Here is an 11,952-nt window from a genome sequence, read left to right as displayed (position 1 = left end):
GGTGCCGCCGCCGCGGGCGGGCGCGACGCGGCGACGCCGGTAGACTGCTCGGGACATGTCACCGCGCGCCCTGAAGCCTCTCGAGCCGTCTGCGACCCCTCCAGAGCTGATCCGCAATTTCTGCATCATCGCCCACATCGACCACGGCAAGTCGACGCTGGCCGACCGCATGCTGCAGATCACGGGCGTCGTGTCCGACCGCGACATGCGCGCGCAGTACCTCGACCGCATGGACATCGAGCGCGAGCGCGGCATCACGATCAAGTCGCAGGCCGTGCGGATGCCGTGGGCGACCTCGGACGGCACCTTCGCCCTCAACATGATCGACACCCCGGGTCACGTCGACTTCACCTACGAGGTCTCCCGGTCGCTGGCGGCCTGCGAGGGCGCCATCCTCCTGGTGGACGCCGCTCAGGGCATCGAGGCGCAGACGCTCGCGAACCTCTATCTCGCGCTCGAGAACGATCTGCAGATCATCCCCGTGCTCAACAAGATCGACCTCCCCGCCGCCGACCCGGAGAAGTACGCCGCGGAGCTCGCCAACCTCATCGGCGGCTCACCCGACGACGTGCTGCGCGTATCGGGCAAGACCGGCATGGGCGTCGAAGAGCTCCTCGACCGCATCGTCGAGCGCATCCCGGCGCCCGTCGGCGACGCGTCGGCTCCGGCACGGGCGATGATCTTCGACTCCGTGTACGACGCCTACCGCGGCGTCGTCACCTATGTGCGCATGGTCGACGGCAAGCTGGAGCCGCGAGAGCGCATCCAGATGATGTCGACGCGCGCGACGCACGACCTGCTGGAGATCGGTGTGTCCAGCCCCGAACCCGTGCCGACGCGCGGGCTCGGTGTCGGCGAGGTCGGCTATCTCATCACCGGCGTGAAGGACGTGCGCCAGTCGAAGGTCGGCGACACGATCACCAACCATCGCAAGCCGGCGACGACGGCCCTGGCCGGATACACCGACCCGAAGCCGATGGTGTTCAGCGGCGTCTACCCCATCGACGGCAGCGACTACGCGGATCTGCGCGAAGCGCTCGACAAGCTGAAGCTGTCCGACGCCTCGCTGCAGTACGAGCCGGAGACCTCGGTGGCGCTCGGCTTCGGCTTCCGGTGCGGATTCCTCGGTCTGCTGCACCTCGAGATCATCACCGAGCGCCTCTCGCGCGAGTTCGACCTCGACCTCATCACCACCGCGCCGTCGGTGACGTATGAGGTCACGACCGACACCGGCGAGCACGTCGTGGTCACCAACCCCAGCGAGTACCCCGACGGCCGCGTCGCGTCGGTGTCCGAGCCCGTCGTGAAGGTCGGCATCCTGCTGCCCAAGGATTACGTCGGCACGGTGATGGAGCTGTGCCAGCAGCGCCGCGGAACGCTGCTGGGCATGGACTACCTCTCCGAGGACCGCGTCGAGCTGCGCTACAACATGCCGCTCGGCGAGATCGTGTTCGACTTCTTCGACCAGCTGAAGTCGAAGACGCAGGGCTACGCGAGCCTCGACTACGAGCCGGCGGGCTCCCAGGAGGCCGACCTCGTGAAGGTCGACATCCTGCTGCAGGGCGAGAAGGTGGATGCCTTCAGCTCGATCGTGCACCGCGAGAAGGCCTATGCCTACGGCACCCTCATGACCGAGCGCCTGCGCAAGCTCATCCCGCGTCAGCAGTTCGAGGTGCCGATCCAGGCCGCGATCGGCGCCCGCATCATCGCCCGCGAGAACATCCGCGCCATCCGCAAGGACGTGCTCGCGAAGTGCTACGGCGGCGACATCACGCGTAAGCGCAAACTGCTCGAGAAGCAGAAGGAGGGCAAGAAGCGCATGAAGATGGTCGGTCGCGTCGAGGTGCCCCAGGAGGCCTTCATCGCCGCCCTCTCGGGCGACGTCGAGGGCAAGGACAAGAAGTAGGACGCCCCCGTTAGGCTGGAGACCATGCGTCGCGGAAGCTTTCAGGACGACACCGTCGACTACGCCGCGGTCGGTGCGACGCAGGCGCACGACCTCATGAGCTACCCGCCGGAGAACAGTGTCCCGGCCGAGGACTCGCTGCTGCTGGGCAGCGGACAGGCTCGCTTCGAGTCGTCCGCGGAGGCCCTCCTGTCGTGGTCGGCCCTGCGCGGCGCCGGACTGCAGATCAGCGATGTACGCCCGGCGGCAGGCCCGATGTACACGGGCGTCGGCTACGACATCGACGGCACGCCCACGGTCGCGAGCCGCCTCGAGGCCGACCAGCGCTTCGATGCGGACGGCACACCGTACGTGGCCGCGGGCACCACGATCCGCGTCCACGGTCACGTCAAGCGCATGAGCGCCGACGGCGAGCTGCGGGTCATCTACGCGATCGAGGAGCCCCGTCGGGTCGGTTTCGCGCTCGGCACCGTGGGCGGCTCGGTCGTCAGCGGTGAGGAGTCCTTCGTCGTGACGTGGGCCGACAACGACGAGGTGCGCTTCACGGTGCGCGCCTTCGACCGCCCGGTCTCGGCGCTGTACCGACTGATCCCGCCCCTGCTCAAGCGCCGCCGCCGCGAGCTCTTCCGGGGCTATCTGCGCGCCATCTCCCCGATGTACACGACCCCCGCCTGATGGGATCCGCCCTCCCTCTCGGCGATCCCGCGCCCTCCGACGGCGCCCTGCCCCCCGACATCGTGATCGACCCCGATCGTGACTTCGGGGTCTACCTGCACGTGCCCTTCTGCCGTGTCCGCTGCGGCTACTGCGACTTCAACACCTATACGGCCGGCGAGCTGCGCGGGGCACGGCAAGACGCCTACGCCGACGAGGTCCTGCGCGAGATCGCGCTGTCGCGGGAGGTGCTGAGCGCGCGGGGGCCGCTGCGGGCGGCATCCACCGTCTTCTTCGGCGGGGGCACCCCCACCCTGCTGCCCGGGGGCGACCTCGCCCGCATGCTCGACGGCGTCCGCACCGGCTTCGGCCTTGCCGACGGCGCGGAGGTCACCGTCGAGGCCAATCCCGACACCGTCACGGATGCCCTCGCGCGCGAGCTGGCCGCCGCCGGAGTGACGCGGATGTCGATCGGCATGCAGTCCGCCGTGCCGCACGTGCTCGCGGTGCTCGACCGCACGCACGACCCGGCAGGCGTGCGCACCGCCGTCGAGGCGGCGCGCACCGCCGGTCTCGACGTCAGCGTCGACCTCATCTACGGCGCGCCGGGGGAGTCGCTCGACGACTGGCGACGCTCTGTCGAGACGGCCGTCGGGCTCGAGCCCGACCACATCTCCGCATACGCGCTCATCATCGAAGAGGGCACCAAACTGGCGCGGCAGATCCGCCGCGGCGATGTCGCGGCCCCCGACGACGACCTGCAGGCCGACATGTACGAGCTGGCGGACGAGGCTTTCGCCGCCGCCGGTTACGACTGGTACGAGGTGTCGAACTGGGCGCGCAGCCCGCAGCAGCGCTCCCGGCACAACCTAGCCTACTGGCGGGGCACCGACTGGTGGGGCTACGGCCCGGGGGCGCACAGCCACGTGGGCGGGCTGCGCTGGTGGAACGTCAAGCATCCGGCCGCGTACGCGCAGCGCCTGGCCGCCGACGAGTCGCCCGCGGCGGCGCGCGAGCGCCCGGATGCCGCGGCGCGCCGGCTCGAAGACGTGCTCCTGCGCTCGCGCATCGCGGAGGGGATCGCCGTCTCGGATCTCACCGGCGAGGGCCGTCACGCCATCGCCGCCCTGATCGCCGACGGCCTCATCGACGGCGCCGCCGCGGTGCGCGGACGTGTGGTGCTCACGCGGCGGGGACGCCTTCTCGCCGACGCCGTGGTCCGCGCCCTCACCGTCTGAGGCGGCGCACGCGGTAGGATTGGCACTCGACAACCCGGAGTGCCAACGAGGAGGAGTGATGGTCTCGGAACGCGGCCTGCAGGTCCTCCGCGCGATCGTGCAGGACTACGTCGACACGCACGAGCCGGTCGGGAGCAAGGCGATCGTCGAACGACACCAGTTCGGGGTCTCCGCGGCCACGATCCGAAACGACATGGCGCTGCTCGAAGACGAAGAGCTCATCGCGGCGCCGCACACCTCGTCGGGGCGCGTGCCGACCGACAAGGGCTACCGCGTCTTCGTCGACCACCTCGCGGAGCTGCGTCCCCTCTCGGGCGCGCAGCGCTCGGCGATCTCGTCCTTCCTCAGCGACCCGGGCGATCTCGACGATCTGCTGATGCGGACGGTGCGCGCCCTCACCCAGCTCACCGGACAGGTCGCGATCGTCCAGTACCCCTCGTTCGCGCGGGCGAACGTCTCGCACGTCGAGTTCGTCCACCTCGGAGGCGCGCGGGTGGTCGTCATCGTGGTCACCGACACGGGGCGCGTCTCGCAGCGGGTCGCCTTCCTCGCGGAAGAGCTGAGCGAGCAGTCCGCCGCACAGGTGAAGACCGCGATCGCCCAACTCGTGACCGGGAAGCCCGTCGGAGACGCCGCCGCCGCGATCGCGGAGCTCGCGGCATCCGTGCCCGCCGGAACCCGCATCGACGACGCGCTGCGGGTCGTCGCCCGGATCGTCGGCGAGGAGCTCGACGACTTCCGCCAGGATCGGTTGGTCATGGCCGGCAGCGCGACCCTCGCCCGACGTGAGAGCGATTTCCGCGGCAGCATCTATCCGCTCCTCGAGGCCATCGAGGAGCAGGTCACGCTCCTGCGGCTGATGGGGGAGATGGTCGCCGACGAACACGGTCTCGCCGCGAGCATCGGGCGCGAGAACGCGGCGTTCGGTCTGACGGAGGCCTCGGTCCTGACGAGCGACTACGACACGACCGGAACCCGCGCCCGCGTCGGCCTGCTCGGTCCGACGCGCATGGACTATCCCACCAACCTCGCGGCGGTCCGCGCCGTCGCGCACTATCTGAGCCGGCTCCTCGACGAGGACGACGCGTCCCGCTGAGCGATCCGCTCCCGAACACCCACCCGCGCCCGAGAGGGCAGGAAAGGCGATTGTGGCCGACCACTACGAAGTCCTGGGCGTCTCCCGTGACGCGAGCCCCGAGGAGATCAAGAAGGCGTACCGGCGTCTGGCGCGCGAGCTGCACCCCGACGTGAACCCGGGCGCCGATGCGTCCGAGCGGTTCAAGCTCGTCACGCACGCCTACGACGTGCTGAGCGACCCCGAGCAGCGTCAGCGCTACGACATGGGCGGCGACGGCTCGCCCTTCGGCGGGGGAGCGGGCGCCGGCTTCGGCGGCTTCGGCGACATCTTCGAGACCTTCTTCGGCGGCGGCGGAGCCCGGACCGGACGACCCCGATCGCGCCGGGAGCGGGGCCAGGACGCGCTCGTGCGCGTCACGCTCGATCTCGCCGACGTGGTCTTCGGCACGCACCGCGACATCGAGGTCGACACCGCGGTGCTCTGTGACACCTGCCAGGGCTCGTGCTGCCAGCCCGGCACGCAGCCGACCACCTGCGACATCTGCCACGGCTCCGGCCAGGTGCAGCGGACGGTGCGCAGCCTGCTCGGCAACGTGGTCACGTCGCAGCCGTGCACCACGTGCCAGGGCTACGGCACGACGATCCCCTACCCGTGCGCCACGTGCCAGGGGCAGGGCCGGGTGCGCGCGCGCCGCACGGTGTCGGTCGACATCCCCGGCGGCGTCGAGACCGGCCTGCGCCTGCAGCTGCCCGGGTCCGGCGAGGTCGGTCCCGCGGGCGGACCCAACGGCGACCTCTATCTCGAGGTCACCGTCGCGAACCACGAGGTCTTCAGCCGCGAAGGCGACGATCTGCTCGCCACGCTGGAGGTGTCGATGCCGGACGCGATCCTGGGTACCCGCACCACGATCTCCTCGCTCGACGGCGACGTCGACCTGGAGGTCCGATCGGGGGTGCAGTCCGGCGATGTGCTCACCGTCAAGGGTCGCGGCATCACGCCGCTGCGCGGCGGCACGCGCGGCGACCTGCGCGTCGGCGTGCAGGTCGTCACGCCCACGAAGCTCGACGCCAAGGAACGCGCCCTCATCGAGGACTTCGCCAAGCGGACCAAGGCTCCCGCCCCCCGGCTGGCGCAGTTCCACCAGGGCATGTTCTCCAAGCTCCGCGACCGGTTCCGCGGCTGACATGGCGCTCCACTTCCTCGTCGATGAGCCATCGGTCGACGGTGCCGACGTGTCGACCGCCGACGCCGGCGACGAGGTCGTCATCACGGGCGCGGAGGCGCATCACGCCGCCGTCGTGCGGCGCGTGCGCATCGGCGAGGAGGTGACCGTCGGCGACGGCCGGGGCGTCTGGCTGACCGGCGTCGTCACCGCCTCCGCCCCCAAGCGGGTCGTGGTGTCGGTGACGTCGCGGTCTCACCAGGCGGCCGCGACCCCCCGCATCGTCCTCGCCCAGGCCCTCGCGAAGGGGGACCGCGACGAGCTCGCGGTGCAGGCGGCCACCGAGCTCGGCATCGACGAGGTCGTCCCGTGGCAGGCGGCACGCAGCATCTCCCGCTGGACGGGCGAAAAGGCCGTCAAGGGCGTCGGCCGCTGGCAGAGCATCGTGCGCGAGGCGGCGAAGCAGGCGCACCGCGCCTGGACCCCCACCGTCGGCGCCGTGCTCACGACGCGCGAACTGGCCGCGCGCGCAGACCGGGCGCGCGTGCTCGTGCTGGAGCCGACCGCCCGCACCGCGCTCACCGCCGTTGCGCTCGACGACGTCGCGGAGGTCGTGCTCGTGGTCGGCCCGGAAGGCGGGGTCAGCGCGGAGGAGATCGCCGAGCTCACGGAGGCCGGCGCGATCGCCGTGCGCCTCGGCGATACGGTGCTGCGCACCTCGACGGCCGGGCCCGCCGCCCTGGCCATCGTCAACGCCCGGCTCGGCCGCTGGTGACGGGCGCTGACTACACTCGGAGTATGAGCGAACCGTCCATCTTCACGCGCATCCTGCAGGGGGAGATCCCGGCCGAGATCCTCGCCGAGACCGAGAACGTGTTCGTGATCCGCGACATCGCACCGCAGGCGCCCGTGCATCTGCTGGTCATCCCCAAGTCCGCCGCGCACCGCGACGTGGTCGAGCTCGCGGCATCCGACCCCGCTCTGCTCAGCGAGATGGTGGGCCTCGCCCACACGCTCGCCGCCGAGCACGCCGACGGCGACTTCCGTCTGATCTTCAACACCGGCTCCGGCGCGGGGCAGACGGTGTTCCACGTGCATGCCCACGTCCTCGCCGGTGGACTCGACGAAGGGAGCCTCGGTGGCTGAACCCGCCGACAGCGAACAGGGCGCGGCCGTCGAGCGGATCCTCGCCGACGGCATCGCGATGGTGCAGCTGCTCGGACCGCAGGATCGCCTGCTGCGGGTCGTCGAGCGTGAGCACCCGGATGTCGAGGTGCACGTACGGGGCAACGAGATCACCCTCAGCGGAGATCGGGATGTCGTGGCCCGGGCGCGCGCACTCGTCGACGAGCTGATCGCCATGGCGCGGGCGGGCCAGGGCCTGGAGCCCGCCGACGTGCGCACGTCGGAGCGGATCCTCCGCGCCGACACGGGCGAACGGCCGTCCGAGGTGCTGGGCGAGGCGATCCTCAGCTCGCGCGGCCGCACGATACGACCGAAGACGCTCGGTCAGAAGCGGTACGTGGACGCGATCGACGAGAACACCATCGTGTTCGGCATCGGCCCGGCCGGTACCGGCAAGACCTACCTCGCCATGGCGAAGGCCGTGCAGGCGCTGCAGCGCAAGGAGGTCGACCGCATCATCCTGACGCGACCGGCCGTCGAGGCCGGCGAACGCCTCGGGTTCCTCCCGGGCACGCTGACCGACAAGATCGATCCGTACCTGCGACCGCTCTACGACGCGCTCAACGAGATGATGGACCCGGAGATCGTCCCCAAGCTCATGGCGTCGGGGACGATCGAGGTCGCCCCGCTGGCGTACATGCGCGGGCGCACCCTGAACAACTCGTTCGTCGTGCTCGACGAGGCGCAGAACACGACGCCCGAGCAGATGAAGATGTTCCTCACCCGGCTGGGCTTCGGCACGCGCATGGTCGTGACCGGCGACATCACCCAGATCGACCTGCCGCAGGGCGCCTCCGGACTCCGGCTGGTGACCCGCGTGCTGAAGGACATCGACGACATCCATTTCTCGCTGCTGACCAGCGAGGACGTCGTCCGCCACAGCCTCGTCGGACGCATCGTCGACGCGTACAGCGTGTACGACGAGCAGCGGCTCGCGTCGCGACGCGAACGCGACGAGGCCTCCGAGTTCGCCAGCCGCGCCGAGCGGCGGGGCCAGACCCGAGGCGGCGGCCCCCGAGACCACCTGCCGCCGCGAGGAACCCAGCGAGGACGCGCATGACCATCGAGATCACCAACGAGTCCGGCGTCGACATCGACGAGACGGTGCTGCTGCGCCTCACCGAGAACAACCTGGCGGAGCTGCACGTCAGCCCCGACGCCGACGTGGCGATCCTGCTCGTCGACGAGGGCGCCATGGAAGCCCTGCACGTGCAGTGGATGGACGAGCCGGGGCCGACCGACGTGCTCAGCTTCCCGATGGACGAGCTGCGTCCCGGCACCCAGGAGCAGCCCACGCCGCCCGGGCTGCTCGGCGACATCGTGCTCTGCCCGCAGGTCGCCGAGACGCAGGCCCAGGCCGCCGGTCACACGACGATGGACGAGCTCATCCTGCTGACCACCCACGGCCTGCTGCATCTGCTCGGATTCGACCACGCCGAGAAGGAGGAGGAGCGCGAGATGTTCGGGCTCCAGCGCGACCTCGTCGCGGCCTTCCACGTGTCCGAGCGCCGACGACGCGCATGACCGAGATCCTCCTCCTGGTCGCCGCCGCCCTCCTCGTCGCGCTGGGGGGCTTGATGGCCGCCCTCGATGCCGCGCTCGGAGTGACCTCCCGCGCCGACCTGGCGGAGATGTCGGTCACCGGTCGCAACGGCGTGGCGCTGGCGCGCATCGGCGCCGATCCCGAGGCGCACGGCAACGCGGTCGTGTTCATCAGGATCCTGGCCGAGACGACGGCGGCGGTGGTGGTCACCGTGGCCTTCACCCTCGCCTTCGACAGCATCTGGTGGGCGATGCTGGCCGCGGCCATCCTGATGACCGTGGTCTCGTTCGTCCTCGTGGGCGCCAGTCCCCGCGCCGTCGGTCGCCAGCACGCCCGCGGACTCCTCCACGCCTGCGCGCCTCTCGTACGCGGCGCACGCATCGTGCTGGGCCCGCTCGCGCACCTCCTCGTCATCGTCGGCAACCGGGTGACGCCCGGCATCCACCGCGGCACCTCGTTCGCCAGCGAGGAGCAGCTGCTGAGCATGGTCGACGAAGCCGCGTCGCAGGACCTCATCGAGGAGGACGACCGCGAACTCATCCACTCGGTGTTCGAGTTCACGGACACGTTCGTGCGCGAGGTCATGGTCCCGCGCACCGACATGGTGACGATGGATGCCGCCGCGACGACCCAGGAGGCCATGCAGCTGTTCCTCGACAAGGGCGTCTCGCGCGTCCCGGTCGCGGACGGCGAGGCCGACGACATCACCGGCGTGGTCTATCTGAAGGACCTGGTGCAGTTCGCCTACCGCGACGAGACGGCGTGGCGCGACGCGCCCGTCGCGCAGATCGCGCGCCCCGCCGTGTTCGTGCCGGAATCGATGAAGGCCGAGACCCTCCTGCAGCAGATGAAGCGGGATGCCGTGCACGTCTGCCTCGTCGTGGACGAGTATGGCGGCGTCTCCGGCCTCGTCACCCTGGAAGACCTCATCGAGGAGCTGGTCGGCGAAATCTCCGACGAGTACGACCCGCGCTCGAGCGAGGTCGTCGAGCTCGGCGCGGGACGCTACCGCGTGAGCGCACGCCTCGGCCTCGACGAGGTGGGGGAGCTGTTCGGCCTCGAGCTCGAGGATGACGACGTCGACTCGATCGGCGGTCTGCTCGGCAAGCTCCTCGGACGGGTGCCGCTTCCGGGCGCGACCGCCGAGTACTCCGGCCTGCGACTGACCGGCGGCACCTCGCGCGGCCGCGGTCGGGGTCTGGCCACCGTCTTCGTCGAGGCCACGGACCGGCTCCGGGCCGTCGACGCCGCCTGGGGCGATGAACGCCGCACCGAACGAGAAGAGGCCGGCCGATGACCCCTCCCGCCGACGACCGCACCCGATCGGGATTCGTGACCTTCGTGGGTCGGCCCAACGTGGGCAAGTCCACCCTCACCAACGCCCTCGTGGGCGAGAAGGTCGCCATCACCTCCGACAAGCCGCAGACCACCCGGCGGGCCATCCGCGGCATCGTCAACCGCCCGGCCGGCCAGCTGGTGATCGTCGACACCCCCGGCATCCACAAGCCGCGCACGCTGCTCGGACAGCGCCTGAACGACCTCGTGGAGCAGGTACTCGGCGACGTCGACGCCATCGGCTTCCTCGTTCCGGCGACCGAGAAGGTCGGCCCCGGCGACCGCCGTATCGCGGCATCCCTCGACGGCTACCCGCGGGCGAAGAAGGTGGCCATCGTCACCAAGACCGACATCGCCTCCCGCGACGAGATCACCGAGCGTCTCATGGAGGTCGACAGCCTGCGCGAGGACTGGGACGCCGTGATCCCGCTGTCGGCCGTCGCGAACGAACAGCTCGACGTGCTCGCCGACGAGCTGCTCACGCTCATGCCGACCGGCCCCGCGCTCTATGAGGAGGGGGTGGTCACCGACGAGTCCCTCGAGGACCGGATCGCGGAGATCATCCGCGAGGCGGCGCTGGAGGGCGTGCGTGACGAACTGCCGCACTCGATCGCCGTGACCATCGACGACATCTCCCGCCGCGACGAAGGTGAGCTCACCGACATCTACGCGAACCTCGTCGTCGAGCGCGACAGCCAGAAGGCGATCATCATCGGCCACAAGGGGTCGCGACTGGCGGCCGTCGGCGCGCGGGCGCGGGCGCAGATCGAACCCCTCGTCGGCACGAAGGTGTTCCTGAAGCTGCACGTGCGCGTCGCGAAGGAATGGCAGCGCGATCCCAAGCAGCTCGGACGGCTGGGGTTCTGACGTGGCGCGCCAGTGGATCGCCCGCCGGGCCGGAACGCCCGCGACGTGGGAGTTCGCCGATGTCGAGGTGCCCGCTCCCGGCCCCGGCGAGGTCACGATCCGCGTTCACGCCGCCGGGGTGAACCCCGCCGACGGGAAGCACGTCGCCGCCGAGAACGGTCAGTCCTGGCCCGTCGCGATCGGGTACGAGGTCTCGGGTGAGATCGTCGCTCTCGGCCCCGACACGGTGATCGGGTCGGGGCCCGCCGCGATCGGCGACGAGGTCGTCGCGTTCCGGATCGCCGGCGGCTACGCGACGGCTCTGACCGTGGATGCCGCCACGGCGTTCCACAAGCCGTCGCCGCTGACCCACCCGGAGGCGGCGAACCTCCTGCTCACCGGCACGACCGCCGCCGAGATGCTGCACGTCGTGGAGGCGAAGCCGGGGGAGACGATCCTGCTGCACGGCGCCTCGGGCGCCGTGGGCGTGGCCGTGCTGCAACTGGCCGCACTGCGCGGCATCCACGTCATCGGCACCGCAGCCGAGACCTCGTTCGACCGCGTGCGCCGCTTCGGCGGCGAGCCGGTGGTCTACGGACCCGGCCTCTCCGAGCGCCTGGCCGCCGTCACGGGCGACGTTCCGATCGTCGCGGCGCTGGATGCCGTCGGCACCGACGAGGCGATCGACGTCTCGCTCGCCGTCGTCTCCGACCGGCATCGGATCGTGACGATCGTGAATCCCGCGCGCGCCCGGCAGGACGGCTTCCGCTGGATCGCCGGCGCCCTGCCGGACAGCGCCCGCTTCCGCGACGAGGCGCGCGCCGGGCTCGTCGCGGCCGCGCAGGCCGACACGCTCGTCGTCCCGGTGGCTCGGACGTTCCCGCTCAGCGAGGCGCCGGCTGCGCTCGCGCTGCTCGCGGAAGGACACCCCGGCGGAGCGCTGGCGCTGATCCCGTGAGTCGCACCGCCTCGCGTGGCGGTGTACGCTGTCGACATGCGCGCGTT

The 11,952-nt window shown here is 70.9% G+C and carries 12 protein-coding genes; all 12 read left to right on the top strand.

The window, feature by feature from the left end:
- The first annotated feature begins 55 nt into the window (after positions 1-55).
- From lepA to MHO01S_RS02165, 12 genes are read left to right on the top strand one after another with little or no spacing between them, the layout of a single operon-like run.
- Complete coding sequence (lepA, locus tag MHO01S_RS02220; RefSeq protein ID WP_060958950.1) at positions 56-1,906, top strand: translation elongation factor 4; 1,851 nt, start codon at positions 56-58, stop codon at positions 1,904-1,906.
- A 24-nt stretch (positions 1,907-1,930) separates the two neighbouring features.
- Positions 1,931-2,581 carry a DUF1990 domain-containing protein gene (locus tag MHO01S_RS02215; RefSeq protein WP_060958949.1) on the top strand — a complete coding sequence of 217 codons (651 nt, stop codon included), beginning with the start codon at positions 1,931-1,933 and terminating at the stop codon, positions 2,579-2,581.
- Positions 2,581-3,798: a radical SAM family heme chaperone HemW gene (hemW, locus tag MHO01S_RS02210; RefSeq protein WP_061781776.1), complete on the top strand. Its 1,218-nt coding sequence runs from the start codon at positions 2,581-2,583 to the stop codon at positions 3,796-3,798. Before MHO01S_RS02215 ends, hemW begins: the two co-directional genes overlap by 1 nt.
- A gap of 58 nt (positions 3,799-3,856) precedes the next feature.
- Positions 3,857-4,894 carry a heat-inducible transcriptional repressor HrcA gene (gene hrcA, locus MHO01S_RS02205; RefSeq protein WP_060958947.1) on the top strand — a complete coding sequence of 346 codons (1,038 nt, stop codon included), beginning with the start codon at positions 3,857-3,859 and terminating at the stop codon, positions 4,892-4,894.
- Positions 4,895-4,946: 52 nt separating this feature from the next.
- Positions 4,947-6,059: a molecular chaperone DnaJ gene (gene dnaJ, locus MHO01S_RS02200; RefSeq protein WP_060958946.1), complete on the top strand. Its 1,113-nt coding sequence runs from the start codon at positions 4,947-4,949 to the stop codon at positions 6,057-6,059.
- Between the two features lies 1 nt (position 6,060).
- The gene (locus MHO01S_RS02195) at positions 6,061-6,813 is read left to right on the top strand and encodes a 16S rRNA (uracil(1498)-N(3))-methyltransferase (protein ID WP_061781775.1); all 753 of its coding nucleotides are present in this window, start codon (positions 6,061-6,063) and stop codon (positions 6,811-6,813) included.
- Between the two features lie 23 nt (positions 6,814-6,836).
- Positions 6,837-7,184: an HIT domain-containing protein gene (locus MHO01S_RS02190; RefSeq protein ID WP_060958944.1), complete on the top strand. Its 348-nt coding sequence runs from the start codon at positions 6,837-6,839 to the stop codon at positions 7,182-7,184.
- Positions 7,135-8,283, top strand: coding sequence for a PhoH family protein (locus tag MHO01S_RS02185; protein WP_060958943.1), 1,149 nt, complete (start codon positions 7,135-7,137; stop codon positions 8,281-8,283). The genes MHO01S_RS02190 and MHO01S_RS02185 overlap by 50 nt, the downstream gene beginning before the upstream one ends.
- A complete protein-coding gene (gene ybeY / locus MHO01S_RS02180) occupies positions 8,280-8,747 on the top strand; it encodes an rRNA maturation RNase YbeY (RefSeq protein WP_060958942.1) in 468 nt (155 codons plus the stop codon). Before MHO01S_RS02185 ends, ybeY begins: the two co-directional genes overlap by 4 nt.
- Positions 8,744-10,063 (top strand): hemolysin family protein, encoded by a 1,320-nt coding sequence (locus MHO01S_RS02175; RefSeq protein ID WP_060958941.1) that lies wholly within the window; start codon positions 8,744-8,746, stop codon positions 10,061-10,063. The genes ybeY and MHO01S_RS02175 overlap by 4 nt, the downstream gene beginning before the upstream one ends.
- Complete coding sequence (gene era / locus MHO01S_RS02170; RefSeq protein ID WP_060958940.1) at positions 10,060-10,968, top strand: GTPase Era; 909 nt, start codon at positions 10,060-10,062, stop codon at positions 10,966-10,968. Before MHO01S_RS02175 ends, era begins: the two co-directional genes overlap by 4 nt.
- 1 nt (position 10,969) lies before the next feature.
- Entirely contained in the window at positions 10,970-11,905 is a 936-nt protein-coding gene (locus MHO01S_RS02165) for an NADP-dependent oxidoreductase (protein WP_061781774.1), read from the top strand.
- Positions 11,906-11,952: the final 47 nt, after the last annotated feature.

The sequence above is a fragment of the Microbacterium hominis NBRC 15708 genome (assembly GCF_001592125.1).
GTDB classification, from domain to species: Bacteria; Actinomycetota; Actinomycetes; order Actinomycetales; family Microbacteriaceae; genus Microbacterium; species Microbacterium hominis.
The sequence above is the reverse complement of the archived record's forward strand: the minus strand, read 5'-3'. Positions and strand labels throughout refer to the sequence as shown.